At 58.7% G+C, this 26,794-nt stretch carries 25 protein-coding genes; 17 read left to right on the top strand and 8 right to left on the bottom strand.

The annotated features are described in order from the left end of the window. The first annotated feature begins 303 nt into the window (after positions 1-303). The 7 genes from hemJ to AQS8620_RS00520 all read left to right on the top strand — a co-directional run bounded on the left by hemJ (position 304) and on the right by AQS8620_RS00520 (position 7,692). Positions 304-756, top strand: coding sequence for a protoporphyrinogen oxidase HemJ (gene hemJ, locus AQS8620_RS00550; protein ID WP_085834874.1), 453 nt, complete (start codon positions 304-306; stop codon positions 754-756). 130 nt (positions 757-886) lie between these two features. Beyond that, on the top strand, positions 887-2,161 hold the full coding sequence (rho, locus tag AQS8620_RS00545) for a transcription termination factor Rho (protein ID WP_085834873.1): 1,275 nt from the start codon (positions 887-889) through the stop codon (positions 2,159-2,161). 18 nt (positions 2,162-2,179) lie between these two features. Beyond that, the gene (gene mnmE, locus AQS8620_RS00540) at positions 2,180-3,469 is read left to right on the top strand and encodes a tRNA uridine-5-carboxymethylaminomethyl(34) synthesis GTPase MnmE (protein WP_085834872.1); all 1,290 of its coding nucleotides are present in this window, start codon (positions 2,180-2,182) and stop codon (positions 3,467-3,469) included. Positions 3,470-3,472: 3 nt separating this feature from the next. After that, positions 3,473-5,350: a tRNA uridine-5-carboxymethylaminomethyl(34) synthesis enzyme MnmG gene (gene mnmG / locus AQS8620_RS00535; protein WP_085834871.1), complete on the top strand. Its 1,878-nt coding sequence runs from the start codon at positions 3,473-3,475 to the stop codon at positions 5,348-5,350. After that, positions 5,350-5,964, top strand: coding sequence for a 16S rRNA (guanine(527)-N(7))-methyltransferase RsmG (rsmG, locus tag AQS8620_RS00530; protein ID WP_085834870.1), 615 nt, complete (start codon positions 5,350-5,352; stop codon positions 5,962-5,964). Before mnmG ends, rsmG begins: the two co-directional genes overlap by 1 nt. Continuing rightward, complete coding sequence (locus AQS8620_RS00525; RefSeq protein WP_085834869.1) at positions 5,957-6,772, top strand: ParA family protein; 816 nt, start codon at positions 5,957-5,959, stop codon at positions 6,770-6,772. The genes rsmG and AQS8620_RS00525 overlap by 8 nt, the downstream gene beginning before the upstream one ends. Next, positions 6,769-7,692, top strand: a complete 924-nt coding sequence (locus tag AQS8620_RS00520; RefSeq protein WP_085834868.1) for a ParB/RepB/Spo0J family partition protein — start codon at positions 6,769-6,771, stop codon at positions 7,690-7,692. Before AQS8620_RS00525 ends, AQS8620_RS00520 begins: the two co-directional genes overlap by 4 nt. Here AQS8620_RS00520 and hemW read toward each other — a convergent pair. From hemW to rph, 4 genes are read right to left on the bottom strand one after another with little or no spacing between them, the layout of a single operon-like run. Further along, positions 7,684-8,835: a radical SAM family heme chaperone HemW gene (gene hemW / locus AQS8620_RS00515; protein ID WP_085834867.1), complete on the bottom strand. Its 1,152-nt coding sequence runs from the start codon at positions 8,833-8,835 to the stop codon at positions 7,684-7,686. The two genes, AQS8620_RS00520 and hemW, sit on opposite strands and share 9 nt — an antisense overlap. After that, complete coding sequence (locus AQS8620_RS00510; protein ID WP_085834866.1) at positions 8,835-9,221, bottom strand: RidA family protein; 387 nt, start codon at positions 9,219-9,221, stop codon at positions 8,835-8,837. The genes hemW and AQS8620_RS00510 overlap by 1 nt, the downstream gene beginning before the upstream one ends. Continuing rightward, on the bottom strand, positions 9,218-9,838 hold the full coding sequence (rdgB, locus tag AQS8620_RS00505) for an RdgB/HAM1 family non-canonical purine NTP pyrophosphatase (protein ID WP_085834865.1): 621 nt from the start codon (positions 9,836-9,838) through the stop codon (positions 9,218-9,220). The genes AQS8620_RS00510 and rdgB overlap by 4 nt, the downstream gene beginning before the upstream one ends. After that, on the bottom strand, positions 9,838-10,551 hold the full coding sequence (gene rph, locus AQS8620_RS00500) for a ribonuclease PH (protein WP_085834864.1): 714 nt from the start codon (positions 10,549-10,551) through the stop codon (positions 9,838-9,840). The genes rdgB and rph overlap by 1 nt, the downstream gene beginning before the upstream one ends. A gap of 120 nt (positions 10,552-10,671) precedes the next feature. Between rph and hrcA the strand changes: the two genes are divergently transcribed. Together hrcA and AQS8620_RS00490 are read left to right on the top strand one after the other, a co-directional pair. Then, positions 10,672-11,733, top strand: a complete 1,062-nt coding sequence (gene hrcA, locus AQS8620_RS00495) for a heat-inducible transcriptional repressor HrcA (RefSeq protein ID WP_085835333.1) — start codon at positions 10,672-10,674, stop codon at positions 11,731-11,733. 13 nt (positions 11,734-11,746) lie between these two features. After that, on the top strand, positions 11,747-12,298 hold the full coding sequence (locus tag AQS8620_RS00490; RefSeq protein ID WP_085834863.1) for a nucleotide exchange factor GrpE: 552 nt from the start codon (positions 11,747-11,749) through the stop codon (positions 12,296-12,298). Between the two features lie 5 nt (positions 12,299-12,303). On the opposite strand, the gene mutS is transcribed toward AQS8620_RS00490, so the two are convergent. Continuing rightward, the gene (gene mutS / locus AQS8620_RS00485) at positions 12,304-14,928 is read right to left on the bottom strand and encodes a DNA mismatch repair protein MutS (protein WP_085835332.1); all 2,625 of its coding nucleotides are present in this window, start codon (positions 14,926-14,928) and stop codon (positions 12,304-12,306) included. Between the two features lie 174 nt (positions 14,929-15,102). Between mutS and AQS8620_RS00480 the strand changes: the two genes are divergently transcribed. Both AQS8620_RS00480 and AQS8620_RS00475 read left to right on the top strand, forming a co-directional pair. Continuing rightward, on the top strand, positions 15,103-17,367 hold the full coding sequence (locus tag AQS8620_RS00480) for an NADP-dependent malic enzyme (RefSeq protein WP_085834862.1): 2,265 nt from the start codon (positions 15,103-15,105) through the stop codon (positions 17,365-17,367). Between the two features lie 38 nt (positions 17,368-17,405). Continuing rightward, positions 17,406-18,281 (top strand): ribokinase, encoded by an 876-nt coding sequence (locus tag AQS8620_RS00475; protein WP_085834861.1) that lies wholly within the window; start codon positions 17,406-17,408, stop codon positions 18,279-18,281. Between the two features lie 76 nt (positions 18,282-18,357). On the opposite strand, the gene AQS8620_RS00470 is transcribed toward AQS8620_RS00475, so the two are convergent. After that, the gene (locus tag AQS8620_RS00470; RefSeq protein WP_085834860.1) at positions 18,358-19,593 is read right to left on the bottom strand and encodes an argininosuccinate synthase; all 1,236 of its coding nucleotides are present in this window, start codon (positions 19,591-19,593) and stop codon (positions 18,358-18,360) included. Between the two features lie 137 nt (positions 19,594-19,730). On the opposite strand from AQS8620_RS00470, the gene AQS8620_RS00465 reads away from it, so the two are divergent. Both AQS8620_RS00465 and ilvA read left to right on the top strand, forming a co-directional pair. Further along, entirely contained in the window at positions 19,731-20,501 is a 771-nt protein-coding gene (locus AQS8620_RS00465) for a hypothetical protein (protein ID WP_085834859.1), read from the top strand. Further along, the gene (gene ilvA / locus AQS8620_RS00460) at positions 20,494-21,741 is read left to right on the top strand and encodes a threonine ammonia-lyase IlvA (protein WP_085834858.1); all 1,248 of its coding nucleotides are present in this window, start codon (positions 20,494-20,496) and stop codon (positions 21,739-21,741) included. Before AQS8620_RS00465 ends, ilvA begins: the two co-directional genes overlap by 8 nt. A gap of 13 nt (positions 21,742-21,754) precedes the next feature. Here the strand turns inward: ilvA and AQS8620_RS00455 are convergent, their stop codons facing one another. Then, positions 21,755-22,087 carry an Hpt domain-containing protein gene (locus AQS8620_RS00455; protein WP_085834857.1) on the bottom strand — a complete coding sequence of 111 codons (333 nt, stop codon included), beginning with the start codon at positions 22,085-22,087 and terminating at the stop codon, positions 21,755-21,757. 210 nt (positions 22,088-22,297) lie between these two features. Here AQS8620_RS00455 and AQS8620_RS00450 point away from each other — a divergent pair, with 210 nt between their 5' ends. After that, the gene (locus AQS8620_RS00450; RefSeq protein ID WP_085835331.1) at positions 22,298-23,524 is read left to right on the top strand and encodes a PP2C family protein-serine/threonine phosphatase; all 1,227 of its coding nucleotides are present in this window, start codon (positions 22,298-22,300) and stop codon (positions 23,522-23,524) included. 3 nt (positions 23,525-23,527) lie between these two features. Here the strand turns inward: AQS8620_RS00450 and AQS8620_RS00445 are convergent, their stop codons facing one another. Then, entirely contained in the window at positions 23,528-23,977 is a 450-nt protein-coding gene (locus AQS8620_RS00445; protein ID WP_085834856.1) for an NUDIX domain-containing protein, read from the bottom strand. 78 nt (positions 23,978-24,055) lie between these two features. On the opposite strand from AQS8620_RS00445, the gene hslO reads away from it, so the two are divergent. Genes hslO through AQS8620_RS00430 form a run of 3 tightly spaced genes read left to right on the top strand, consistent with a single transcriptional unit; the run spans position 24,056 to position 26,781 of the window. Further along, positions 24,056-25,075 (top strand): Hsp33 family molecular chaperone HslO, encoded by a 1,020-nt coding sequence (gene hslO / locus AQS8620_RS00440; RefSeq protein ID WP_085835330.1) that lies wholly within the window; start codon positions 24,056-24,058, stop codon positions 25,073-25,075. Beyond that, positions 25,059-25,667 carry a CoA pyrophosphatase gene (locus AQS8620_RS00435; protein ID WP_085834855.1) on the top strand — a complete coding sequence of 203 codons (609 nt, stop codon included), beginning with the start codon at positions 25,059-25,061 and terminating at the stop codon, positions 25,665-25,667. The genes hslO and AQS8620_RS00435 overlap by 17 nt, the downstream gene beginning before the upstream one ends. Continuing rightward, positions 25,657-26,781, top strand: coding sequence for a CCA tRNA nucleotidyltransferase (locus tag AQS8620_RS00430; RefSeq protein WP_085835329.1), 1,125 nt, complete (start codon positions 25,657-25,659; stop codon positions 26,779-26,781). The genes AQS8620_RS00435 and AQS8620_RS00430 overlap by 11 nt, the downstream gene beginning before the upstream one ends. Positions 26,782-26,794 lie beyond the last annotated feature (13 nt).

Raw genomic sequence — 26,794 nt, 5'->3', positions numbered from 1 at the left:
ATTTATCCTGCGGGGATGGGCAAAGCTTCAAAGCGTGGGAAAACTTTCAAAACGGGCGAAAATCCACAGCCTTCCCCAGATTTATCCACAGACCTCGCATTGATTTTAACCCAATGAAATATAGTATTTATGCGGCCTTTTTGATCCTGCGTTAACCTATGAAAAAATTCATGCACATCTGGGAGGATCAGGGATAACTCTACGGGCAACTCGATAATCCACACTATCCACCGGTCCTACAAACCACTTCATCTTTATTTCTTTCTTTTATTATTTATTAAGAGTCCAAAACCGGAGGCTCCCATGAGTGACATTCTCAGCGCGATCTACCCTTGGACAAAGTCACTGCACGTGATTTCCGTCATCGCGTGGATGGCTGGAATTTTTTATTTGCCAAGATTGTTTGTGCGCCACGTGGAAAGCGTTCGCGCCGGCACCGAGACAGATAGGCTGTTCCAGGACATGGAGTTGAAACTCTATCGCATCATCATGGGCCCAGCGATGACCGCTACGTGGGTCTTTGGTCTTTTGGTAGCCTTCACGCCCGGGGTGATTGACTGGACGCAGGGCTGGCCTTGGGTGAAGGCTGTGATGGTCCTGGTGATGACGTGGTTCCACCATTGGCTCGGCGCGCGGCGCAAAGATTTCGTCGCCGGGGAAAATACCCTCACAGGGCGACAGTTTCGCATGTGGAACGAGCTTCCGACGCTTTTGATGATGGTCATCGTGGTCATGGTCATTGCGCGGCCCTTTTGAGGTCACGCAGTGAGTATGATTGACTCCAAAGCCCGCCACAGCTATGTGACGATTAAACCTAGGCCGTCCGGCTGACAGGATTCCCCTTAAAACGACACGCACACCGCTTGCGCGGGTACGGGATATTTGCATGACCGATCAAGAAACACTCAATCTCGCGGACCTCAAGCGCCAGAGCCCCAAGGATCTCCTGTCGCTGGCCGAAGATCTGGAGATTGAAAACGCTTCCACGATGCGCAAGGGCGAGATGATGTTCTCGATCCTCAAAGAGCGCGCGGAAGATGGCTGGGAAATCGCCGGTGATGGCGTTCTGGAAGTCTTGCAGGACGGCTTCGGCTTTCTGCGCTCGCCCGAAGCAAACTATTTGCCGGGGCCTGATGACATCTACGTGTCGCCCGAGGTGATCCGCCAGTTCGGGATGCGCACGGGGGATACTGTTGAGGGCGTGATTGCGGCTCCCAATGACACCGAGCGCTATTTTGCCATCACCAAAGTCACGATGATCAACTTTGAGGAGCCTGAAAAAGCGCGCCACAAAGTGAACTTCGACAACCTGACGCCGCTCTATCCCGATGAGCGCTTCAAAATGGAAGTCGAGGACCCGACGCTGAAAGATCGTTCTGCGCGGATCATCGACCTGGTCGCGCCCATCGGCAAAGGTCAGCGTGCCCTGATCGTGGCGCCACCGCGGACGGGTAAAACCGTGCTGCTGCAAAACATCGCCAATTCGATCGAAACCAACCATCCCGAGTGTTACCTCATCGTTCTTCTCATCGACGAACGCCCCGAGGAAGTCACCGATATGCAGCGCTCCGTGAAGGGCGAAGTGATTTCATCCACCTTCGACGAACCCGCCACGCGCCACGTTGCCGTATCGGAAATGGTGATCGAAAAAGCCAAGCGACTTGTCGAGCATAAACGAGATGTTGTAATTCTTCTCGACTCGATCACAAGACTTGGTAGGGCCTTCAACACTGTCGTGCCGTCTTCGGGTAAAGTGTTGACCGGTGGTGTTGACGCGAATGCTCTCCAGCGCCCCAAACGGTTCTTCGGCGCGGCGCGGAATATCGAAGAGGGCGGCTCGCTTACCATCATCGCAACGGCGTTGATTGACACCGGTTCGCGGATGGACGAAGTCATCTTTGAAGAATTCAAAGGTACGGGGAACGCCGAGATCGTTCTGGATCGTAAGATTGCCGACAAGCGTGTCTTCCCTGCGATGGATATTCTGAAATCCGGCACCCGTAAGGAAGAGCTGTTGGTCGAAGCCAAGGATCTGCAAAAGACCTATGTGCTGCGCCGCATTCTGAACCCGATGGGCACAACCGATGCGATCGAGTTCCTGATTTCGAAATTGAAGCAAACCAAATCAAACGCAGAGTTCTTCGACTCGATGAACGCCTGACGCTCTTTGGAGTGATCGATGGATACGATTTATGCATTGGCAACCGCCCGTGGCAAAGCGGGTGTTGCAGTGGTCCGGATTTCCGGGCCACTTTCGTTTTTGGTCGTCCGTCAACTGACGGGGGGCTTACCCGCGCCCCGCCAGGCGTCGTTGCGCATTCTGCGTGATCCTGCGGGGGAGCCACTTGATCAAGCGCTTGTGCTTTGTTTCGCGGCCGGCGCCTCCTTTACCGGAGAAGACGTCGCAGAGCTGCATCTGCATGGCAGCACGGCTGTCGTGTCGGCTGTGTTGCGGGTTCTGAGTGAGATCGACGGTCTTCGTAGCGCTGAGGCCGGTGAATTCACGCGTCGTGCTCTGGAGAATGGTTGCCTTGACCTCACGCAAGTTGAGGGGCTCGCGGATCTCATTGATGCGGAAACCGAAGCGCAGCGCAAACAGGCGCATCGGGTGCTTTCGGGCGCGATCGGGCAAAAGGTCGAAAGCTGGCGCGCAGATTTGATCCGCGCTGCGGCGCTTTTGGAAGTGACCATCGACTTTGCCGATGAAGAAGTGCCCGTTGACGTGTCGCCCGAGGTGCTTGACCTGTTGGCAGGGGTGATGCGTGACCTTGAGCGCGAAGTGCGCGGCGCAGCGATTGCCGAGCGTCTGCGGGACGGGTTCGAGGTGGCGATCATCGGGCGACCCAACGCGGGAAAATCGACGTTGTTGAACGCCTTTGCCGGTCGCGACGCTGCGATCACATCGGATATCGCTGGCACGACGCGTGATGTGATCGAGGTTCGCATGGCGTTGAACGGGCTTCCGGTGACGTTTCTCGATACAGCAGGGCTGCGCGACACCGGCGATACCATCGAAAAGCTGGGGATCGAGCGGGCCATCGCGCGCGCCAAGAATGCCGACCTCAGGTTGTTTTTGGTGCTGGAGGATGGCCTTACCGCCGATATTGAGCCGATCGATGATGATTTGGTGATTCAGGCCAAGTGCGATGTGCGCGAAACCACCGGCCCTGCAATCTCGGCCAAGACCGGGGATGGGATCGAAGCACTCATTGTGAAGATCACCGATATCTTAAGTGCGCGCGCTTCCGGTGCCGCAACTGTGACCCGAGAACGGCACCGCGTTGCCTGTGTTTCTGCGCTGAAGGCTTTGGAAATCGCGGTGACTGAGGTAAAGCTGGGGGCAGATCGAATTGAATTGGCCGCCGACGAGATGCGGACGGCAATTCGTGCTCTGGAAAGTCTGGTCGGCCGGATCGGCGTTGAAACTTTGCTGGATGAAATCTTCTCCAGTTTTTGCATTGGGAAATGAGGAGTGTTTCACGTGAAACATACTGATTTTGATGTTGTTGTCGTTGGCGGTGGTCACGCAGGGGCGGAGGCGGCGGCCGCGTCAGCCCGCATGGGTGCGCGAACCGCACTTGTGACGCTGACATTGGATGGCATCGGAGTCATGTCCTGCAACCCCGCGATCGGGGGGCTCGGAAAAGGTCATCTGGTGCGCGAAATCGACGCTTTGGACGGTTTGATGGGCCGTGTTGCTGATGCGTCGGGCATCCAGTTCCGGCTGCTCAATCGAACAAAGGGGCCGGCTGTTCAAGGTCCGCGCACACAAGCTGACCGGAAGGCGTACCGCTTGACCATGCAGGCGGAGTTGTCGCAGATCGAGAGTTTGCAGATCATCGCGGGCGAGGTTTCCGATCTGCTTATGGACGGGTCCCGTGTCGTAGGAATTCGGCTTGCGGATGCATCCGAGATATCCTGTAAATCGGTCGTGATAACGACCGGCACGTTTCTGCGCGGCATCATCCATATCGGAGACCAGCAACATTCGGGCGGGCGGATGGGCGATAAGGCGTCCAATGATCTGGCGACGCGTTTGATGGATTTCGGCCTGCCGCTCGGGCGCCTTAAAACCGGAACGCCTCCTCGGTTGGATGGAAAGACCATCAATTGGGATATTCTCGAAAGTCAGCCTGCTGACGAGTCACCCGTTGTGTTCAGCTTTCTCAACTCCAAACCAAAGTTGCGCCAGATTTCCTGTGGCATCACCCATACAAACGAACAAACCCACGATGTTATTCGCGAGAATCTGGATCGCTCGGCCATGTATGGCGGGCATATTTCCGGTGTTGGGCCCCGATATTGCCCCTCTATCGAGGATAAAGTCGTCCGTTTTGCGGATAAGACGTCGCATCAGATCTTCCTTGAACCAGAGGGTTTGGACGACGATACCATCTATCCGAACGGGATCTCGACCTCTCTTCCGCAGGATGTGCAAGAACGCTACGTGCGGTCCATTCGAGGTCTGGAGAATGTCAAAATTCTCCAGCCGGGATATGCGATCGAATATGATTACGTCGACCCGCGTGCGTTGCGCTCCAGTCTTGAGCTGCGCGATGTCGGCGGTCTTTACCTTGCCGGTCAGATCAATGGTACAACGGGGTATGAGGAGGCGGGCGCGCAGGGTCTTGTCGCAGGGATGAATGCCGCGCGTGCGTCGCTGGAAATGCCTGCCATCGAATTTAGCCGGTCGACCTCCTATATTGGTGTGATGATTGACGATTTAACCACCAGTGGTGTGTCCGAACCCTACCGGATGTTCACATCTCGCGCTGAATTCCGACTGTCCCTGCGTGCGGACAACGCGGATCAGCGCCTCACCCCCCTTGGTATCGACATCGGTTTGGTTGGCGCGTCGCGGGCAGATGTTTTCGCCGCGAAGATGGATGCGCTCAAGGCGGCGACCGACCTTCTTAAGTCCAAAACCTATTCTCCAAACGATCTTAAATCCGTGGGCATTGCCGCAAGTTCGGACGGGTCGCGTCGCAGCGCCTATCACGTTCTTTCCTTTCCAAAGGTACAGTTTCAGGACGTGATTAACCTGGATGCGTCCTTTGCAGAGATTGCCCCGGATATCCAGAACCAAGTCGCGAATGACGCGCTCTATGCGCATTACATCGAGCGTCAGCAACGCGATGTTGATGTCCTGAAACGGGACGAGGCGCTGCTCATTCCTGACGACTTCATCTACGAAGACATGCCGGGCTTGTCGAACGAGCTCTGCGCAAAGCTTAATCGCGTTCGACCGAGCAGCGTGGCCCATGCAGCCCGCATGGAAGGCATGACACCAGCCGCCCTCACACTTATTCTGGCGCGACTTCGTCAAGCCGCCGGACGGAAATCCGCATAATGAACAGTTTGACGACCTATCCGGATGTTTCACGTGAAACATGTGAACGACTGGAAATCTACGCGGGGTTGCTTCGCAAGTGGAACCCGAAGATCAACTTGGTCTCGGCAACAACTTTGGCGGATCTTTGGACACGCCACATGGAAGATTCCGCGCAGGTTCTCGCCGCAGCGCCCAAAACGGGCGATACATGGTACGATCTGGGATCCGGCGGCGGCTTTCCAGGGCTTGTATGCGCCATCCTTGCGCAAGAGCTACGCCCAACGCTGCAGATCACATGTGTCGAATCCGACCTTCGCAAGGTATCGTTTTTGCGCACAGTCATTCGAGAGACAGGGTTAACGTCACAGGTCCTCGCAAAAAGGGTCGAGGCCATAGCACCTGCAAACGCCGATATTCTATCGGCTCGCGCATTGGCACCGCTCGGTAATTTGCTCGCGTTTGCGTCCATGCATCTTAAGCCAAGCGGTACCGCATTGTTCCCGAAAGGCGTGCGCTATCAATCCGAGCTGGATGATGCGCAATCATCGTGGCGTTTTTCAGTTGAAGAGATTAACAGTACAACGGGGCAGGGGTCGGTAATCCTGCGTATCGGAGATATTGAACGTGTTTGATCCAAGCCGCCCGCAAGCGCCGAAAATTATTGCGATCGCGAACCAGAAGGGTGGCGTTGGTAAGACAACGACAGCGATCAACCTTGCTGCGGCGCTGGTCGAGATTGGCCACCGCGTTTTGATCGTGGACCTTGATCCGCAAGGTAACGCTTCGACCGGTGTCGGGCTGCTATCTGAGAACCGCGCATTTACGACCTATGATCTTCTCTTGGATGAGGCACCGCTTTCCGAGGTGGTGCAGGCGACATCGATTCAGGACCTGCTCATTACACCGGCCACCACCGATTTGAGTTCGGCGGATATGGAAATGGTGTCCAACGAAAAGCGCAGCTTTTTGTTGCATGATGCGCTGCGCCAACCGGCGATTGATGCGTTCGAGTTGGATTTCATTCTGATCGATTGCCCGCCTTCGCTCAGCCTTTTGACGGTAAACGCGATGGTTGCCGCGGATTCTGTGCTCGTGCCGCTGCAAAGCGAATTTTTCGCTTTGGAAGGTCTTTCACAGCTGATGTTGACAGTGCGCGAAGTGCGCCAAAGCGCAAACCCCAAACTCCGGATCGAGGGCGTGGTTTTGACCATGTACGATCAGCGGAATAACTTGTCGCGGCTCGTCGAAGAGGATGCGCGCCAAAACCTTGGTGAGCTGGTCTTCAGAACCGTGATCCCGCGAAATGTGCGTATTTCCGAAGCGCCATCCTATGCCTTGCCGGTGTTGGAGTATGACTCCGCGTCGAAGGGCAGTCAGGCCTATCGCGCCCTTGCGATGGAAATCGCAGAAAAACAAACGACCGGAGGAGTGAAGCAGTGAACGATCGTAAAGTGATCAAATCCCGTGGTCTCGGGCGTGGCTTGTCCGCGCTGATGGCAGACGTTGCCCCGCAAGAAGCGCAAAGCGTCGAAGCCGCATCTGCGCGTCGGCCGGATATGTATGTTCCGATTGAGAAAATCGCGCCAAATCCCGATCAGCCGCGCCGCAGGTTTACGCCGGATCATTTGACCGATCTGTCGAATTCGATCCGCGAGAAGGGCGTCATTCAGCCGCTTATCGTGCGGCGCGATCCCGCAAACGCCGATCAATACCAAATCGTTGCTGGCGAGCGGCGTTGGCGCGCGGCGCAGATGGCCAAGCTGCACGAACTACCGGTTCTGGTGCGCGAATACGATGACACCGAGGTGCTCGAAGTCGCCATTATCGAGAACATCCAGCGCGCTGATCTGAATCCGGTGGAGGAGGCAGCAGGCTACAAGCAGTTGATGGAACGCTTTGGTCACACGCAGGAAAAGCTTGCCGAAGCGCTGGGAAAAAGCCGCTCCCATATTGCCAACTTGATGCGCCTGTTGAATTTGCCCGAAGACGTGCAGGAATTGCTTGTCGAAGGGACCTTGTCTGCAGGCCATGCGCGGGCTTTGATCACTTCGGGGGACCCGTCAGCTTTGGCAAAAGCGGTTGTGTCCCGTGGATTGTCGGTGCGCGAAACCGAAAAACTGGCGCGTGCCGAGCGTGAGCCTGCAAGTGATAGCGAGGCAAAAACGCCACGGCCGCGCGCACATCCGTCCGAAAAGGATGCTGATACGCGGGCGCTCGAACTTGATCTAAGCGCGGCGACGGGGATGCGTGTCAGCATTGATCATCAAGGCGGACAAGAAGCCGGGCGAATGACGATTTCCTACGAGACCTTGGACCAGCTTGACGATCTCTGCCGTCGGCTTTCCAGCACGCTAGGTTAGAATTTCCCGCAGAATTCCGTTCAGAACGGGCCGCCCTTTGTCTGTGACAATGAGGCGGCCCGTTTCGGTTTTGACAAACCCGAGCGCCTCCATATCAGAAACTTTCGTCGAAATAGGCGCACCGAGAAGGGTTTCGTAGCGTGCGATGTCGATGCCCTCGCGCAACCGCAGCCCCATCATCATCATTTCCGTCGCTTGTTCAGCGGCGGGAATAACGGTTGTGGGCAGTTCGCCGTGTCCGGCTTGTTCGACCTGCATCAGCCATTGAGTGGGACCAAGGGGCGTTTCGGTCGCGTGTTTTTGACCGTTCAAGGTGAGCCGACCATGGGCGCCCGGCCCGATCCCGATGTAGTCGCCATATCGCCAATAGATCAGATTGTGGCGGGATTCATTGCCGCGATGGGCATGATTTGAAATTTCATAAGCGGGCAGGCCCGCGCGTTCGCATTCGTCCTGGGTGACGAAATACATATCCGCCGCGGCATCATCATCGGGCAGGTCGCGCAATGTTCCGCGATTGTAGCGATCGCCAAAGGCCGTCCCTTGTTCGATTGTAAGCTGGTATAGCGACAGATGGTCGGCGGCAAAATCGAGTGCTTCGCGAAGCTCTAGACGCCATGCCTCGACTGTTTGCTTTTGTCGCGCGTAGATCAGATCGAAGGAAACGCGGTCGAATGTTTCACGTGCAACATTGAAAGCGGCTTTGGCCTCCTCGACGCTATGCAACCGGCCGAGTGCGCGCAGATCTGCATCGTTGAGGGCCTGAAACCCCATGGAAACCCGATTGACACCAGCCGCGCTATAGCCGCGAAACCGGCTGGCTTCAACGCTGGTCGGATTTGCTTCCAATGTAATTTCGATATCATTGGCCAGCACCCATTGTTGACGCACCTCGTCGAGAATGGCTTGGACCAGTTCCGGGTCCATCATCGATGGGGTGCCGCCGCCAAAGAATACGGAATTGAGGACGCGGCCTTTGGTCAAGGCCGCGACACGCCGGATTTCCGTCAGATAGGCGGATTGCCAGCGCCGCTGATCAATGGCGCTGGCAACATGGGAATTGAAGTCGCAATAGGGGCATTTTGCCTGGCAGAACGGCCAGTGGAGATAGAGGCCAAAACCCCCGTTGCGCCAATCTTCCATCATGCGCTCCGCAGCGCCGTGACTTCGATTTCCACCTTCATCTCGGGCTTGATCAGTCCGGCGACGACCATTGTCGCGGCAGGGCGAATTTCGGCGAGCGCTTCGCCGAGGGCGGGGACGAGTTCATCCACCAAAGCGGCGTCGGTGATTGTGTATTGCACGCGGATCACGTCAGCGAGCGAAAATCCCGCCGATTGGAGTGCTTTGGAAATCGTCGCAAAGCAGTTGCGTGCCTGATCGGCAATGCTATCGGGCATGGTCATCGTGGCGTAATCATATCCGGTGGTGCCGGAGACAAAACACCAATCGCCCTGCGCGACAGCGCGCGAGTAGCCCATGGTTTGCTCGAAGGCCGAGCCGGAAGAAATCAGTTTGCGGTCGCTCATTTGGCGAGATCCTTAAAACAGTCAGACATAAGTTTTTCAAAGGCGACGGCGCGATGGCTCATCGCGTGCTTTTTGGCGGGGTCCATTTCACCAAAAGTCTCGCTGTGCCCGTCCGGCACAAACATGGGGTCAAAGCCAAAGCCAAGGGTGCCACGCATCGGCCACGTCAATTGACCATGCACCTGGCCTGCAAAAATCTCGTCGTGGCCATCGGGCCAGGCAACGCACAGCGTGCAGTTGAACTGTGCGCGGCGCGGGGCAGGGGCGTGAGCGTCCTCCAGCTTGTGCCACACTTTGCCCATCGCCATCGCAAAGTCGCGACCCTGCGGCGTTTCTGCCCAATCGGCGGTAAAGACACCGGGGGTGCCGTCAAGCGCATCGACGCTCAAGCCGCTGTCGTCGGACAGGGCAGGAAGCCCCGAAGCCTTGGCTGCGAAATGCGCCTTGATCCGTGCGTTGCCCGCATAGGTGCTTTCGGTTTCCTCGGGTTCGGCAAGGCCGAGATCGCCCGCGGAGATAACCTCGATCCCCAAGGGCGCAAGCAAAGCGGAGATTTCGCGCAGCTTGCCCTTGTTATGAGAGGCGAGGACCAATTTGTTTCCCGTGAAACGTCGCATCAGGCCACCGCAGCGTTCTGGGCAGCGACCAGTTCGGCAATGCCCTTTTGTGCAAGATCGAGCAAGTCATCCATCTGCGCACGGGAATAGGTCGCGCCCTCTGCGCTCATTTGTGTTTCCACGAGCTGTCCGTTGGCGAGCATGATGAAATTGCCATCAACCCCCGCTTCGGAATCTTCGGGATAGTCGAGATCAAGCACCGGCTGACCCGCATAGAGACCGCAAGACACAGCAGCGACATTGGAAATAAGCGGGTCGCTGACCAAGGCGCCGGATTTGAGCAACTTGTTCACAGCAAGACGCAATGCGACCCAACCGCCAGTGATAGAGGCACATCGGGTTCCGCCATCGGCCTGGATGACATCGCAATCGATGGTGATCTGGCGTTCGCCCAAGGCTTGGCGATCCACACCCGCACGCAGGGCGCGGCCGATCAGACGCTGGATTTCAATCGTGCGCCCGCCTTGTTTGCCTTGCGACGCTTCACGGCGCATCCGCGACGAGGTCGAGCGCGGCAGCATCCCGTATTCGGCGGTGACCCAACCCTGACCGGAGTTGCGCATGAACGGCGGAACGCGTTCGTCGATGGTTGCGGTGCACAGCACATGGGTGTTACCGCATTTGATCATGCAGGACCCTTCGGCATGCATCGTGACGCCGGTTTCGATGGACACAGGGCGCATTTCATTGAGCTGACGGCCAGAGGGGCGCATGGGATTTCCTTTACCTAATTTATGACCGAGACATAGCGAAGCGCAGGGCATCGGTGCAAGCGTGATTGACGCCCGCGTGTCTTGGGTTTTAATGACGAAAACAAGGCTTATATCGCGCTTATGACTGATCGCTCCAACTTGATTTCCGAGATGAACGACCGCTCGCGCGAAGTGTTTCGCCGCGTTGTCGAAGGCTATCTTGAAACCGGCGGCCCGATGGGGTCGCGCACGCTGACGCGCAGCCTGAGTGAAAAGGTGTCGGCGGCGACGATCCGAAATGTGATGCAGGACCTTGAATATATGGGGTTGCTGGACAGCCCTCATGTGTCGGCAGGGCGCGTGCCCACGCAGATGGGCCTGCGCATGTTCGTAGATGGCTTGCTTGAGGTCGGGCAGGTTGGCGAGGACGAGCGCTCCAAGATCGAGGCCACCGTGGGCAACCAGCGCGATGTTGGTGGAATTCTCGATCGTGTTGGCGCGACGCTATCGGGGCTGACGCAGGGGGCCAGTCTGGTGCTTGCGCCCAAACATGAAGCACCGATCAAACATATCGAATTCGTCAGCCTGTCGTCCGATCGCGCGCTCGTGGTTCTGGTCTTTGCTGACGGGCATGTTGAAAACCGTGTCTTTACCCCGCCAATGGGACAAACGCCTGCGTCCTTGCGCGAGGCCGCGAATTTTCTCAATTCCCTTGCCGAAGGAAAGACCCTGTCGGATCTGCGCAGCAGCATCGCGCGTGAAATCAAAACCCGCCGTCGCGAACTGGATACGCTGGCCGCCGAAATGGTTGAAGGCGGTTTGGCGTTCTGGGAGGGCGAGGGGGCGAGCTACGAGCGCTTGATCGTGCGCGGGCGCGCCAATCTTTTGGAAGACAGCCCCGAAGCGGAGGAACTGGAACGCATCCGCAGTCTGTTCGACGACCTCGAACAAAAGCGCGATATTGCCGATTTTCTAGAACTCGCCGAGGAAGGCGAAGGGGTGCGCATTTTTATCGGGTCAGAGAACAAGCTTTTTTCACTTTCGGGTTCCTCTTTGGTGGTGAGTCCCTATATGAACGCTGACCGGAAGATAATCGGAGCCGTGGGTGTGATCGGGCCGACTCGTCTCAATTATGGGCGGATCGTGCCGATCGTGGATTACACGGCGCAGCTTGTCGGGCGCGTGCTGTCCGACAGGTCGTGAAGTAGGTGAAAAAATGACTGACGCGAACAAAGATCCTCTCGAACACATGCTCAACCAAGAGGTTGACCCTTTGCTGGAACCGTCTGATGAGGCGAGCAGCGAGGAGCTGGCGAAAGTAACCGCCGAGCGTGACGAATTCCGCGACCGCTTTATGCGTGCGGTGGCAGATGCCGAAAATGCGCGCAAACGCGCGGATCGGGATCGTCGCGAGGCCGAAAACTACGGTGGCTCGAAACTGGCGCGCGACATGTTGCCGGTGTTTGACAACATGAAACGCGCGGTCGATGCGGTGACCGAAGAACAGCGCGCCTCGCAGGCGGCGCTGATCGAGGGCATCGAACTGACCATGCGCGAGTTGATCAGCGTGTTCGCCAAACATGGCATCACCGTCATCAACCCCGATGTGGGCGATGTCTTCGACCCGTCGCAACATGAGGCGATGTTCGAAGCCCCCGTGCCGGGGACGCAGGCAGGCCAGATCATTCAGGTGATGAACGCGGGCTTTTTGATCCACGACCGCTTGCTGCGCGCCGCACAGGTCGGCGTCAGCTCGACACCTGCCTAACGCGCCTATCGGTCCGCGAGGCCTTTCAGCTCGTAGAGCACTTGTAGCGCCTCTCGGGGCGTCAACTCGTCGGGGAACACCTCGGCGAGTTTTTCTGTCAGCGGCGCGGTGATCGACGGCTTGGCCGGCGCTTGCGGCGCGATGGCGGCAAACAACGGCAGATCGTCGATGATGGCCTTGGGGTTGGCTTTGGTTTCGGATTGGCCTTTTTCCAGGGCCTCCAAAACGACCTGCGCGCGCGACACAACCGCCGCTGGCAAGCCCGCCAGACGCGCGACTTGCACCCCGTATGAGCGATCCGCGCGACCTTTGATGACCTCATGCAGGAAAATCACGTCGCCGTCCCATTCCTTGACGGCGACCGTGGCGTTTTCGGCGCCGGCCAGCTTGTCGGAAAGCTGTGTCAATTCATGGTAATGGGTCGCAAAGAGCGCGCGGCATTTGTTCACATCATGTAGATGTTCCAGCGTTGCCCAGGCAATGGACAGACCGTCATAGGTGGCAGTGCCGCGTCCGATTTCGTCCAGAATAACCAGGGCGCGGTCGTCGGACTGGTTCAAAATGGCTGCCGTTTCAACCATTTCAACCATGAAGGTCGAGCGCCCCCGCGCCAGATCGTCGGAGGCACCGACGCGGCTGAACAATTGGCTGACGGTTCCGATATGGGCAGATTTTGCAGGAACAAAGGAGCCGACCTGCGCGAGCAGCGCGATGAGTGCATTCTGGCGTAGGAAGGTCGATTTACCGGCCATGTTGGGCCCTGTCAAAAGCCAGATCGCAGCGCCGTCATGCCCGTCCGACAGAGCGCAGTCATTGGCGACAAAATTCGTGCCGGACTGGCGACGCAGGGCGCGCTCGACGACCGGATGCCGCCCCTTTTCGATCTCGAAAGCGCGGCTGTCGTCAACGCGTGGGCGCGCCCATTGCTCGGCACTGGCCAGATCGGCAAGCGCGGTGGTCAGATCGATTTCGGCCAGCGCTTTGGAGGTTTCGGTCACCTCAGACGCGCGGGCGAGAATGGCGGTGCGCAATTCCTCGAACCGGCGCTTTTCGATCTCAAGGGCACGCCCGCCGGCATTGTGGATTTTCGTTTCCATCTCCGACAGCTCGACAGTGGTAAAGCGCACCTGATTGGCGGTGGTCTGGCGGTGGATAAAGGTCTCACTCAGCGGCGCGGAGAGCATTTTTTCCGCGTGAGTCGCAGTGGTTTCGATGAAATACCCCAGCACATTGTTGTGCTTGATCTTCAGTGAATTGATCCCGGTTTGGGTGATGAACTCGGCCTGCATCGCGGCGATGACCGCGCGGCCTTCGTCGCGCAGTTGGCGGGCTTGATCAAGCTCCTCGTCGAACTCCGGCGCGATGAAGCCCCCATCGCGTGCCAGCAACGGCGGCTCGGCCACAAGTGCGGCATCCAACAGGTCGATCAAGGCGTCATGGCCCCTCAAACTGGCGGCATTCACCGCGAATTGCACCGGAATAGAGACTGTTTCGAGCATCGCGTGGATCTGCGTCGACTGGATCAGACCGTTGCGAATAGCTGCCAGATCGCGCGGCCCTCCACGCTCTAGACCGATCCGTGACAGGGCGCGTTCCATGTCCGGGACACGGCGCTGCGCGTCGCGGAGATCTTCGGCGACCCGTCGATTGGCAAGCGACCATTCGATGGCATCCAGACGCTCGCCAATCAGGGAAACATCGCGCGAGGGGCTCGACAGGCGCCGCTCCAGAAGCCGCCCGCCGGCGGCGGTCACGGTGCGGTCGATGGCGGACAGCAGTGATCCTTCGCGACCGCCATTCAAACTATGCGTCAGTTCCAGATTGCGGCGCGTTGCCGCGTCGATTTGCATCACCGTGTTCACGCCTTCGCGCACAGGCGGACGCACCAGTGGCAATTTGCCTTTCTGGGTGATGTCGAGGTAGTCGATGATCGCGCCCATCGCGGCAACTTCCGACCGCGTGAAGCTGCCAAAGGCGTCGAGCGAGCCGATTTTGAACAGATCAATCAAGCGACGTTCCGCGGCGTGACTGTCAAAGCTGCCACGGGACAAAGGGGTCAGTGCAGAACCCATATCAGACACTATTTCAGCCCAATCCGCTTCCGAGGCTTCGGACATGACCACCTCACGCGGGCTGAGGCGCGCCAGTTCCGGCCCCAATTTCACCGGCGGGCAGGGCATCACGTGAAACGCGCCCGTGGAAATATCCACCCACGCAAGGGCGGCTTCATCGCGCACTTCGGCAAAGGCCGCGAGGTAGTTGTGGCGGCGTGCATCGAGCAGACTGTCTTCGGTCAATGTGCCGGGGGTAACAAGGCGCACAACATCGCGTTTGACCACCGATTTCGATCCGCGCTTTTTGGCTTCTGCGGGGTCTTCCATCTGTTCGCAGACCGCAACGCGAAAGCCTTTGCGGATCAGCGTCAGCAAATAGCCCTCGGCGGCATGTACAGGCACGCCGCACATCGGGATGTCGTTGCCGTCGTGTTTGCCGCGCTTGGTCAGAGAAATATCCAGCGCTTCGGCGGCGGCTTTGGCATCGTCAAAGAACATCTCGTAAAAATCGCCCATCCGGTAGAACAGCAGCGCGTCGCGATACTGGGCTTTGAGGTCGAGATATTGCGCCATCATCGGCGTCACAGTGGCGGCGGCAGTTGTCACATCAGTCCCCTTGTCGATTGCGCCCAAGGTAACGGTCCGCGGGGGCGGTTTAAAGGGTCAAAGCCTTTGTGGCGGATCGTCGAGGTTGAGTGGCGCGATGCCCTTGGGTAAGAAGCCTGAACGGCGATGAGGAGGCCCACTCACATGACGAAACCCAAGCACACCCGCGACGAAGCGCTCGCGTTCCACCTGCACCCGAGCCCGGGCAAGTTTGACATCACGCCCTCTGTGCCGATGTCCACACAGCGCGACCTGTCGCTTGCCTATTCGCCGGGTGTGGCGGTGCCTTGCGAGGAAATCCACCGCAGCCCGATGACCGCCTATGATTACACCAACAAGGGCAACCTTGTGGCGGTGATTTCCAACGGCACGGCGGTGCTGGGTCTGGGGAACCTTGGGGCGCTGGCCTCCAAACCGGTGATGGAGGGCAAGGCGGTTTTGTTCAAACGCTTTGCCGATGTGAATTCCATCGACATCGAACTCGACACCGAGGACCCCGAACAGATCATTCAGGCCGTCAAATTGATGGGGCCGACCTTTGGCGGCATCAATCTGGAAGATATCAAAGCGCCTGAATGTTTCATCATTGAACAGCGGCTGAAGGAAGAAATGGACATTCCGGTGTTCCACGACGACCAGCATGGCACGGCGGTGATTTGTGCGGCCGGGTTGATGAACGCGCTCGAACTGTCCGGCAAAAAGATCGAGGATTGCCGCATCGTGTTGAACGGGGCAGGGGCGGCGGGGATCGCCTGTCTTGAGTTGATCAAGGCGATGGGGGCCCAGCACGACAACTGCATCATGTGTGACACCAAGGGCGTGATCTATCAGGGTCGCGCCGAAGGGATGAACCAGTGGAAATCGGCCCATGCGGCGCGCACTGACGCGCGGACGCTGGAGGAGGCAATGCAGGGCGCGGATGTGTTCCTTGGCGTGTCCGCCAAGGGTGCCGTGACCGCCGAAATGGTCGCGTCTATGGCGCCCAATCCGGTTATTTTCGCGATGGCCAACCCCGATCCCGAAATCACCCCCGAAGAGGCCCATGCGGTGCGCGAGGACGCCATCGTTGCCACGGGGCGTTCGGATTATCCCAATCAAGTCAATAACGTGCTTGGCTTTCCCTATCTTTTCCGCGGGGCGCTCGACATTCATGCGCGCGCGATCAACGACGAGATGAAGATCGCCTGCGCCCGCGCTCTGGCCGAACTTGCGCGCGAGGATGTGCCCGACGAAGTGGCGCTGGCTTACGGCAAGAAACTGTCCTTTGGCCGCGACTACATCATTCCGACTCCCTTCGACCCGCGCCTGATCTACACCATCCCGCCCGCCGTGGCGAAGGCGGGCATGGACACGGGCGTTGCGCGTCGTCCGATCGTGGATATGGAGGGCTACACCAATGACCTGAAAGCCCGCATGGACCCGACGCAGCAGGTGTTGCAGGGCATGTATGCGCGCGCGCGTTCCGCGCAGGCGACGATGGTCTTTGCCGAGGGCGATGATCCCCGTGTGCTGCGTGCGGCTGTGGCCTACCAGCGTGGCGGCTATGGTCGTGCGCTGGTCGTGGGCCGCGACGAGGACGTTAAAGCCAAGCTGAGGATCGAAGGTCTGGCCGAAGCCGCCGCCGAATTGCAGATCGTAAATGCGGCCAATACCCCGCATTTGGATCTGTATAAGGACTATCTTTACAACCGCTTGCAGCGCTCTGGGCAGGATCAAAAAGACATCCACCGGCTTGCTGCACGCGATCGACATGTGTTTTCCGCCCTTATGCTGGCGCATGGGCACGCGGACGGTTTGGTGACAGGGGCGACGCGCAAGTCGGCGCATGTGCTCGACCGGATCAACACGGTGTTTGACGCCAAGGCCACCGACGGCGCGGTTGGCGTCACCGCTTTGTTGCTCAACGGCCGGATCATTTTTATCAGCGATACGCTGGTGCACGAATGGCCCGAGGAAGAAGATCTGGCCGATATCGCCGAACATTCCGCCAAAGTCGCACGCGCAATGGGTATCGAACCGCGCGTGGCCTTTGTCAGCTTTTCGACCTTCGGGTATCCGGTGTCCGAGCGCGCCTCGAAGATGCATCTTGCCCCCAAAGTGCTCGACGCGCGCGGGGTGGATTTCGAATATGACGGCGAAATGGCCGTTGATGTAGCGCTCAACGCTGCGGCGATGAAGGCCTATCCCTTCTGCCGCCTCACAGCGCCTGCCAACATCCTTGTCGTGCCCGCGCGCCATTCGGCGTCTATTTCGGTAAAGTTGATGCAGGAAATGGCGGGGGCCACCGTGATCGGTCCGATCCTGACGGGCGTCGACAAGCCGATCCAGATCTGTTCGACTGTCTCGACGGTGAACGACATATTGAACATGGCGGTGATTTCCGCCTGTCGGGTGGGTCAAGCAAGCTAGTTTGGCCAGGTTAGAGACTGAAAACAGGAGAGCAGGGCATGGCGATTTATAATCTGGGGTCAGTCAACATTGACCGTTTCTATGCCCTGCCGCATTTTCCGCAGGCCGGCGAAACCCTGGCCACCACGACCTATACCGAGGGGCTGGGGGGCAAAGGTCTGAACCAATCCATCGCCGTGGCGCGCGCTGGGTCGGTCGTGCATCACATCGGGGCTATTGGCGCGGGCGATGCTTGGCTGCGCGAAAAGATCGAGAGCTTCGGCGTCGAGTGCAGCGCGATCGCGGCCAGCGGCGCCCCCACGGGTCATGCGGTTATCTTTCTCGACCCTGCGGGGGAAAACTCTATCGTGATCGATGCCGGCGCGAATGTGGCCTTGGCCGAAGATGCCGTTGCGCGCGCGTTGAAGCAGGCCGAAAGCAGTGATGTGCTTGTCTTGCAGAATGAAACCAACGCTCAGGTCGCTGCAGCAAAGCTGGCGCGCGACAAGGGTATGCGGGTGGTCTATTCTGCGGCGCCCTTCGACGCGGGGGCTGTGCGCGCTATCCTGCCCCATATCACCCTGCTGGCGGTGAATGCTGTCGAGGCCGCTCAACTTTGCGCTGCGTTAGAGACGGATCTGGATAAAATTCCGGTGCCCGAACTGCTTGTCACCAAAGGGGCGGAGGGCGCTTTGTGGCGTTCGAATGAAACGGGTGCGCAGATCGCTGTCCCTGCGCCAAAAGTCACGCCGGTTGATACAACGGCGGCGGGGGACACCTTTCTGGGCTATTTCGTCGCGAGCCTCGATCAGGGAATGGAGGTCCGCGCAGCGCTGTTGCGCGCGACGCAAGCGGCGGCCCTCAAAGTCACGCGCCGTGGCACGGGCGATGTTATCCCGACCGCCGATGAGGTTGCCGCCTTCGCACAGACCTAAGACGGATTTCAGTCCCAAGACACAAAAAGGGAGCGCAGGACCGCTCCCTTTTTCCATTTTGAGCTGGATTAGAGCCTTATTTGAAGCGGCGGTTGCGTGCGGCCAAAAGTTTCAGGCGCAGCGCGTTCAACTGGATGAAACCGGCGGCATCCTTTTGATCGTAAGCACCGGCATCTTCTTCAAAGGTCACATGGGCCTCGGAGTAGAGCGAGTGATCGGACCAACGCGCCACGGTGGTGGCCGCACCTTTGTAGAGTTTCACGCGAACCGTCCCTGTGACGTGTTCTTGCGATTTGTCGATCGCCGCTTGCAGCATTTCCCGCTCGGGCGAATACCAGAAACCGTTGTAGATCAGCTCGGCGTAGCGCGGCATCAGGCTGTCTTTCAAATGACCCGCACCACTGTCGAGCGTGATCTGCTCGATGCCACGGTGGGCTTCCAGCAACACGGCACCACCGGGGGTTTCGTAGATGCCGCGCGACTTCATGCCGACGAAACGGTTTTCAACGAAATCCAGACGGCCACAGCCGTGCTTGCCGCCAAGCTCGTTCAGTTTGGTGAGGATCGTCGCGGGCGACATGGCCTCGCCGTTGATCGACACCGCATCGCCCTTTTCAAAGCCGATTTCGATGAATTCCGGCTCGTTGGGCGCATCTTCGGGGGCGACGGTGCGCTGATAGACGTAATCGGGTGCCATCTGCGCGGGGTCTTCCAGCACTTTGCCCTCCGAGGAGGTATGCAGCAGGTTGGCATCGACCGAGAAGGGGGCCTCGCCGCGTTTGTCCTTGGCAACGGGGATCTGGTTTTCTTCGGCAAAGGCCAGAAGTTTGGTGCGCGAGGACAGGTCCCACTCGCGCCACGGCGCGATCACCTTGATTTCGGGGTTCAGCGCATAGGCGGCCAGTTCAAAGCGGACCTGATCGTTGCCTTTGCCCGTCGCCCCATGGGCCACAGCGTCGGCACCGGTCATTTCCGCGATTTCGACAAGACGTTTGGAAATCAGCGGGCGCGCGATGGAGGTGCCCAGCAGGTAAAGCCCCTCATACAGCGCATTGGCGCGGAACATCGGGAAAACGAAATCGCGCACGAATTCTTCGCGCACATCTTCGATAAAAATGTTCTCGGGCTTGATGCCCATCAGTTCGGCCTTGGCGCGGGCGGGCTCGAGTTCTTCGCCCTGACCGAGATCGGCGGTGAAGGTGACGACCTCACAGCCGTATTCGGTCTGGAGCCATTTGAGGATGATCGACGTGTCGAGGCCGCCCGAATAGGCGAGGACGACTTTTTTCGGCGCGAATTTAGCGGCTGACATGGTGTTTCCCTTTTCGGCGGTTTGCTGGCGCGATTATCGGTTTTTCACGCGAACCGCAAGGTTTGCACGCTGTGAGGTTCCCGTTTGCCGTGAAAGAGCTTATGTGGGAGGCGAGATTGAGCATTGGAGACAGCACCATGCGTGCAAGTGGTCTGGCGATTGTCCAGCATTCGATCCGGCAGGTCGTCGGAAACCTTGATGATGCGCTGTTGATTTCGGCGCTCCCCTGGCTTGGGATAACCGCACTTCAGGTGCTGTTTTCCGGTGCAATCGGTCCGGTTGATGTCGCGCAGCTGGAAAATGGTACGGTGCAACCGACGACCCTGTTGGCAACGCTATTTCTGACCATGGCCAGCTTCGCGGTGGGGCTTTGGGTTGCGGTGGAATGGCATCGCTTCGTGTTGCTCGGCGAGACAGCGACAGGTTTGCTGCCCAGTTTCCGGGGGGCAAGGATCGGCGCGTACTTGGGGAAAAGTCTGATTATCGGCGTTATTTTGCTTGGGGTCGGCTTTTTGGCCTCGATGGCCGTGGGGGTGCTTGGCATCTTCGTTCCCAGAGCCCTCTTGCCGGTTCTGATGCTGGTGGTGATGGGATTGGCACTGTCCTTTGTCTTTTACCGCTTGTCGCCAATCCTGCCGGCCGCCGCGATGGGGCGCGAGATACGTATCGGGCAGGCTTGGGCGGCGACAGCGCCCTACGCCAGTTCTATTTTTCAAACCACGCTGATCGCCTTGATGATGTTGATCCCCCTGCAAGCCATCGGCGTGTTCGTTGGCGGGGGTGTGATCGGCGTCGTCTATGCGCTGGTGTCGGGTTGGATTACCTTGATGGTCGGGGCCAGCCTTTTGACCACCATTTACGGGATGGTCGTAGAAGGGCGCAAAATTGAAGGGGGCACAAATGTCTGATTTCAAATGTGCCGCCGAAGCCGCAGAGGCCGCGTTGCGCGCAAGTTTCGCGCCAACGCCCTGTCAGCTGAACGCGCATCTCAGCGCCAAATATGGTGCGGAAATCTGGCTCAAACGCGAAGACCTTGCGCCGGTGCGATCCTATAAAATTCGCGGCGCGATGAATGCGATGCGCAAATATCTGGCGGAGTTTCCCGATCAAAAGCTGTTTGTTTGTGCTTCTGCGGGCAATCACGCGCAGGGCGTCGCCTATGCCTGCAAGCATTTCGGGGTGAAGGGTGTGATTTTCATGCCCGTTACCACGCCCCAGCAAAAGATCGCCAAGACCAAGGTTTTTGGCGGCGAGGCGATCCGCATCGAACTGGTGGGGGACTATTTCGACGACACGCTGGCCTCGTCGCAGGCCTATTGCGATGCCCAAGGGGGTTATTTCCTGTCTCCTTTTGACGATGCGGATGTCATCGAAGGGCAGGCCTCGGTCGCGGTGGAGATGGTCGCGCAAATGCCCGAGCTGCCGGATATGGTGATCCTGCCGGTGGGCGGCGGCGGCCTGTCGGCGGGGATGACACGCTACCTTGCGCAGGTCGCTCCGCAGGTGGCGCTGCGTTACGTCGAACCCTTGGGCGGTATGTCGCTTGCGGGGGCGGTCGCGGCGGGTGCCCCCGTTACATTGCCGCGCGTCGATAGTTTTGTTGACGGGGCGGCTGTGGCGCGCATCGGGGCGCAACCCTTTGAGCTGTTGCGAAATGTCAAACGTGATCAGGTGCTTGCGGCGCCCGAAGATCGCATTTGCGGCACGATGCTGGAGATGCTCAACGTCGAGGGGATCGTTTTGGAACCCGCAGGCGCGCTCTCCGTCGATGCGCTGGCAGAGCTTGGCCCGGAAATTCGCGGCAAGCGGGTGGTCTGTGTGACGTCGGGCGGAAATTTTGATTTTGAACGCCTGCCAGAGGTCAAAGAACGTTCGCAGCGCTATTTGGGGCTGAAAAAATATTTCATTATCCGGATGCCCCAGCGCCCCGGTGCGCTGCGCGACTTTCTGGAACTGCTGGGCCCGCAAGACGATATCGCGCGTTTCGAGTATCTCAAAAAATCGGCACGTAACTTTGGGTCGGTCCTGATCGGCATCGAAACCCAGGACCCTGCGAATTTCGCAAGCTTTCTGGAGCGCCTCTCCGCGTCAGATATGGAGTTTCGCGACATCACGACAGATAAGGCGATCGCGGAATTTGTGCTCTGACGGCGTGGCCGTGTCAGAACGCGGACGCCGAATGCGCGACAAGCTCGTCGCGCCCCGTTTGATAGGCCGCGCGAATTTCCCCAAGGTCTATGTCCGCCGTCTGGCCTTGTGCGGCGCGTTTTTCACCCGCCTGGCACAGGGTCGACAGAACTTTGAACCCGAGGTTCAGGGCACTTCCTTTGAGAAAATGCAAATCTTCTTCAAGGGCGCGGGCGGGCTGCGCCGCGTCAAGCCGCGCGATCACCTCATCCACCTCATCCAGAAATAGGTCCACGACCTCTTGGAAGGCATCTTGTCCGACTTCTGATTGCAACTGTTCAAGTTGGCGCCAGTCAATTGTTGTCATGACCTGTCCTCCGTTGAAAACATTGTCGAATAACTTCGTTAAGAACCCCTAAGCGCGGGGGCGAATTTCCTGAAAATTCTACGTTTAAGCTGGCATTAAGTTGGCTGGGCCTAGGGTAAGGAAATGCGCGGAATCCCCGAGCTGGAGTTTTGAGTGCCGGTTATCCTGAATACAAAGCCACGTGAGGTGGTGACGACAGAGTTTAGTGTCGTGAAATCTGTGCTGGTTGTGGATGACAGTCGGGCACAGCGCCGGATTCTGTCGTCTTACCTTAGTCGCTGGGGCTATAGTGTTGTGGAGGCGGGGTCAGGCGTCGAGGCCCTGGAACTCTGCCGCACACATGAGATTGATCTTGTCGTTTCCGATTGGATGATGCCGGGGATGGATGGTCTGGAATTTTGCCAGGAATTCAGGGACTTGGATCGCGAAAACTACGGGTATTTCATTTTGCTGACCTCGAAAAACGAGAAAGGCGAGGTGGCGCACGGGCTGGATATCGGGGCCGATGATTTCCTCACGAAACCGGTGGCGGGTGATGAGCTTTTGGCCCGCATCCGCGCCGGAGAGCGCATCTTGCGGATGGAGCGCGAGCTGACGGAAAAAAACCGCCTCGTCACCTCGACCCTGCAGGAAATATCCACCCTCTACGAATCGCTTGATCGCGACTTGGTCGAGGCGCGCAAATTGCAGCAATCGCTGGTGCGCGAGCGGTTTCACGATTTCGGGGCCGCGACCGTGTCCTTGTTGCTGCGGCCCTGCGGTCATGTGGGGGGCGATCTTGTCGGCACGTTTCCGATCAACGAAGACCAGATCGGCGTCTTTTCAATCGACGTTTCGGGGCACGGCATTGCCTCTGCGCTGATGACTGCGCGATTGGCGGCCTATCTTAGCGGAACCGCCCCCGAACAGAATCTTGCCGTGACGGCGACAGCAGACGGGCAGGTTGTGCCGAAATCCCCCAGCGATGTGGCGGCGCAATTGAACCGGCTGATGCTGGACGAGATGGAGACCGACCTGTATTTCACCATGCTCCTGGCGCATTTCAACCTGAAAACAGGCGAAATGGTGATGACCCAATGCGGCCACCCCCATCCCGTGTGTCAGCGCGCGTCAGGCGACATCGAATTTTTCGGTGATGGTGGTCTACCCGTGGGGCTCATCCCCAATGCGACCTATGAAGATGTGCATTTCCAGCTTTCGGCAGGGGATCGGGTGTTCCTGCTTTCTGATGGCGTCACCGAGTGTCCCGACGGAGACGACGGGATGCTGGGGGATGAGGGGTTGCGCGCGATCATTTCCAAAAACAGGCATCAACGTGGCGAGGCGTTTTTTGAAACCCTGATCTGGGATCTCAACGCCTTCACCCAAGATCAGGATTTCCCTGATGATATTTCCGCAATCCTGCTTGAATATCCGCGTCGGCTGACGCTGATCTAGGCCTCAAATCGCGCAAAATTTCAGGTAATTTTCGACCACGGCCCGATCGCCATCATTCCCCAGCAGGTCAGGAGCTTGCGCCATTGGCACCCAGATCGCGCTATGCAGGGGTTCGATGGGGGGACCGCGCCGAAGGGCGGGCGTGGCGAGGAAGATATGACAAATCTTCTCGGCAAAGCGGTCATATTCCGGCAGGTAGGCAAAGCGGCGAAACACAGCAAGGCGTTGCGCGGCGCCTATGGCCCAACCGGTTTCCTCAAAAACTTCGCGACGCAAGGCGGGCAGGATGTGCTCGCCCTGATCGATGCCCCCGCCGGGCAGTTGAAATTCGGGGGTCGGCCCGTCCTGAAAGGTCAGCAAAAGGTCAGGTCCACGGCGTAAAACGGCGTAGGCACCGGGTCTGCGTCCGTAAATCTGGCCCTTTTTGGGGGTCTCCCCGTAACGTCGGATCATAGCTTGGCCTTTTGCATTCTGTTCAAGTTCCTATATGGGGTCGATAAGCGAAACCGCATCGCGCAAGGAAGCCCCCAAATGCTAGGTTCTCAAATCGCCTGGGACGACACGGTCCTCCCTTTTCAACTCGACCGTACCGATATTCGCGGCCGCGTCACCCGTCTTGACGGGGTGCTCGACCGCGTTCTCGAACAACATGACTATCCACCCGCCATCGAGGCGCTGGTGGCAGAGATGGCTTTGCTCACCGCCATGATCGGCCAAAGCATCAAGCTGCGCTGGAAATTGTCGCTGCAAGTGCGCGGCAGTGGTGCTGCGCGTCTTATTGCAACCGACTATTACGCGCCGCAAAAAGAAGGTGAAGTGGGCCGCATTCGTGCCTATGCCTCTTTTGACGAAGAGCGCCTTGATCCCACCGGTGACGCCTTTCCGCAGATCGGCAACGGGTATTTCGCAGTTTTGATCGACCAAGGGGCTGGCAACGCCCCCTATCAGGGCATCACGCCGATTGCCGGCGGCTCATTGACGGCCTGCGCTGAAACCTATTTCGCCCAGTCCGAACAGCTGCCGACGCGTTTTGAGCTGTCATTCGGAAAATCGCAACTGGCAGGCGCCGCGGAAAGCTGGCGCGCGGGCGGTGTCATGCTGCAAAAAATGCCCAAGGCGTCGCCCTTTGCCCAAGACGGCGGGAGCGGTGACGAGGGTCTTTTGAAGGCTGAGGATATCCTGAGTGACGATGAGTCCGAAGGTTGGACCCGCGCCAATGTGCTGCTTGATACCGTGGATGAACTCGAATTGATCGGGCCGCTGGTTCAGCCCACCGAGCTGTTGGTGCGCCTGTTCCACGAAGACGAGCCGCGGGTGTTTGACGCGCAGCCGGTGAAGTTCGGATGCACCTGTTCGTCGGATCGCGTACAGCAAAGCCTCTCGATCTATTCGGCAAAAGACATCCAGACGATGACGACCGAAGCAGGCACGGTCACCGCAGATTGCCAATTCTGCGGCGCGCATTACGCCTTCGACCCTGCCACGCTTGGTTTCGAGGCCAAAACGGATAAGGCCCAAACGGATAAGGCCGGAGATGACGCAGACAGTTGATCTTGGCGCGATCCGGCATGCCATTGCACATGCCGGATCGCAGACCACCGATTTTGATCTGAACCCTGCGGTTTCGCCGCCCAAAACCGATTTGCGCGCGGCGGCGGTTCTGGTGCCGCTGATTGCCGGTGCGGATGGGATCGACGTGATCCTGACGAAACGCTCCTCTGCCTTGAAACACCACCCCGGTCAGATCGCCTTTCCCGGCGGCAAGGTTGATCCCGAAGACGCGACCCCCACCGCCGCTGCCTTGCGCGAGGCATGGGAGGAAATCGGCCTACCGCTGGGACAGGTTGAAGTTCTGGGCACGCTCGCCAGTCATGTCACCGTGACCGGCTTTCGGATGGTGCCGGTTGTGGGCTGGATCGCAGACGCGTTTGACAGCCGCGCCGAGGTGGGGGAAGTGGCAGAAGTGTTCCGTGTCCCGCTCGCCCATCTTGCCAATCTCGACAACTATCGCATCGAAGGCCGCCTGTGGCGGGGGCAACGGCGGGAATATTACACCGTGCCTTGGGGTCCCTATTACATCTGGGGCGCGACCGCGCGCATCCTGAAGGGGCTGGCAGACCTGATCGCGCATGATCAGAATTGAGGCAGACTGGATTCGCGATCCGCGCAGCATGGCGGTGATGGCTGCGCTTGCACCTGCGGGGCAGGCCTATTTCGTCGGGGGCTGCGTGCGAAACGCGCTGCTTGGCGCGCCGGTCAGCGATATTGATATTGCCACGTCTCTTGTGCCGCAAACCGTGTGCCAACTTGCGCAAAAGGCGGGTTTGAAAGTCGTCCCGACGGGGCTTGACCACGGCACGGTGACGGTCGTTTCCGAGGGTCAGCCCTTTGAAGTGACCACCTTCCGGCGTGACGTGCATACCGACGGGCGGCGTGCGACCGTGGCCTTTTGCGACAGTCTTGCGCAGGACGCGATGCGGCGCGATTTCACGATGAACGCGCTTTATGCCGATGCACAGGGGCAGGTGATCGACCCGCTTGGCGGATTGGACGATCTGCAGGCGCGGATTGTGCGCTTTGTGGGCGATCCATCGGGGCGGATCCGCGAGGACTATCTGCGCATCCTGCGGTTTTTCCGGTTTTTCGCCTGGTATGGCGACCCCCAGCAGGGCGTTGACGCCGAGGGGCTTGCAGCCTGTGCGGCCCATAGCGCCGGGTTGGAGACGCTTTCGAGCGAGCGGGTCACAGCGGAGATTGTGAAACTTCTGGCGGCGCCCCAGCCTCAAACCGCGCTGGGCGCGATGATGCAAAGCGGCGTTTTGACACGGGTCCTCGCAGGCGCAACACTGGAGGCCTTCTTTCGCTTTTGCCATCTGTCGCAGCCGGATGCGGTGGCGCGGCTGGCGGCGCTGGGCGGTGACGTGTCGCAGTTGCGTTTGAGCCGCGCGCAGAGCAAACGGTTGCACATGTTGCGCGACGCGGCGGTGGGCACGATGTCGGCGGGGGAGTTGGGCTATCGCTTGGGGGCCGCGCAGGCGCGCGTGGCGCTGGACCTGCGCTGTGCGCTTTTGGAAATTCCGTCGCTGCCTGCGGACAGGCACGCAGTTGCATTGGGTGCTGCCTCCCGGTTTCCGGTCAAAGCCGCCGATTTAGACCCTGTTCTTAGCGGCGCTGCGATTGGCGCGCGGCTTCGTGATCTTGAAATGGCTTGGATTAAAAGCAGTTTCACCCTTACCAAAGGGCAGCTGCTCGCCTGATCTGCCATGCGGC

The organism is Aquimixticola soesokkakensis, from assembly GCF_900172375.1.
Taxonomy (GTDB): Bacteria; Pseudomonadota; Alphaproteobacteria; order Rhodobacterales; family Rhodobacteraceae; genus Aquimixticola; species Aquimixticola soesokkakensis.
The sequence above is the reverse complement of the archived record's forward strand: the minus strand, read 5'-3'. Positions and strand labels throughout refer to the sequence as shown.

Excerpts from the sequence above, each read along its gene's own strand:
- hslO (WP_085835330.1), top strand. The coding sequence starts at position 24,056 with ATGCTAGGTTCTCAAATCGCCTGGGACGACACGGTCCTCCCTTTTCAA.
- rsmG (WP_085834870.1), top strand. The coding sequence starts at position 5,350 with ATGAACAGTTTGACGACCTATCCGGATGTTTCACGTGAAACATGTGAA.
- AQS8620_RS00445 (WP_085834856.1), bottom strand. The coding sequence starts at position 23,977 with ATGATCCGACGTTACGGGGAGACCCCCAAAAAGGGCCAGATTTACGGA.
- rho (WP_085834873.1), top strand. The coding sequence starts at position 887 with ATGACCGATCAAGAAACACTCAATCTCGCGGACCTCAAGCGCCAGAGC.
- mnmE (WP_085834872.1), top strand. The coding sequence starts at position 2,180 with ATGGATACGATTTATGCATTGGCAACCGCCCGTGGCAAAGCGGGTGTT.
- hemJ (WP_085834874.1), top strand. The coding sequence starts at position 304 with ATGAGTGACATTCTCAGCGCGATCTACCCTTGGACAAAGTCACTGCAC.
- mutS (WP_085835332.1), bottom strand. The coding sequence starts at position 14,928 with ATGATGGCGCAATATCTCGACCTCAAAGCCCAGTATCGCGACGCGCTG.
- AQS8620_RS00470 (WP_085834860.1), bottom strand. The coding sequence starts at position 19,593 with ATGTCAGCCGCTAAATTCGCGCCGAAAAAAGTCGTCCTCGCCTATTCG.
- AQS8620_RS00465 (WP_085834859.1), top strand. The coding sequence starts at position 19,731 with ATGCGTGCAAGTGGTCTGGCGATTGTCCAGCATTCGATCCGGCAGGTC.
- rph (WP_085834864.1), bottom strand. The coding sequence starts at position 10,551 with ATGCGCCCCTCTGGCCGTCAGCTCAATGAAATGCGCCCTGTGTCCATC.
- AQS8620_RS00480 (WP_085834862.1), top strand. The coding sequence starts at position 15,103 with ATGACGAAACCCAAGCACACCCGCGACGAAGCGCTCGCGTTCCACCTG.
- rdgB (WP_085834865.1), bottom strand. The coding sequence starts at position 9,838 with ATGCGACGTTTCACGGGAAACAAATTGGTCCTCGCCTCTCATAACAAG.
- AQS8620_RS00490 (WP_085834863.1), top strand. The coding sequence starts at position 11,747 with ATGACTGACGCGAACAAAGATCCTCTCGAACACATGCTCAACCAAGAG.
- AQS8620_RS00435 (WP_085834855.1), top strand. The coding sequence starts at position 25,059 with ATGACGCAGACAGTTGATCTTGGCGCGATCCGGCATGCCATTGCACAT.
- ilvA (WP_085834858.1), top strand. The coding sequence starts at position 20,494 with ATGTCTGATTTCAAATGTGCCGCCGAAGCCGCAGAGGCCGCGTTGCGC.
- hemW (WP_085834867.1), bottom strand. The coding sequence starts at position 8,835 with ATGGAAGATTGGCGCAACGGGGGTTTTGGCCTCTATCTCCACTGGCCG.
- AQS8620_RS00475 (WP_085834861.1), top strand. The coding sequence starts at position 17,406 with ATGGCGATTTATAATCTGGGGTCAGTCAACATTGACCGTTTCTATGCC.
- hrcA (WP_085835333.1), top strand. The coding sequence starts at position 10,672 with ATGACTGATCGCTCCAACTTGATTTCCGAGATGAACGACCGCTCGCGC.
- AQS8620_RS00455 (WP_085834857.1), bottom strand. The coding sequence starts at position 22,087 with ATGACAACAATTGACTGGCGCCAACTTGAACAGTTGCAATCAGAAGTC.
- AQS8620_RS00510 (WP_085834866.1), bottom strand. The coding sequence starts at position 9,221 with ATGAGCGACCGCAAACTGATTTCTTCCGGCTCGGCCTTCGAGCAAACC.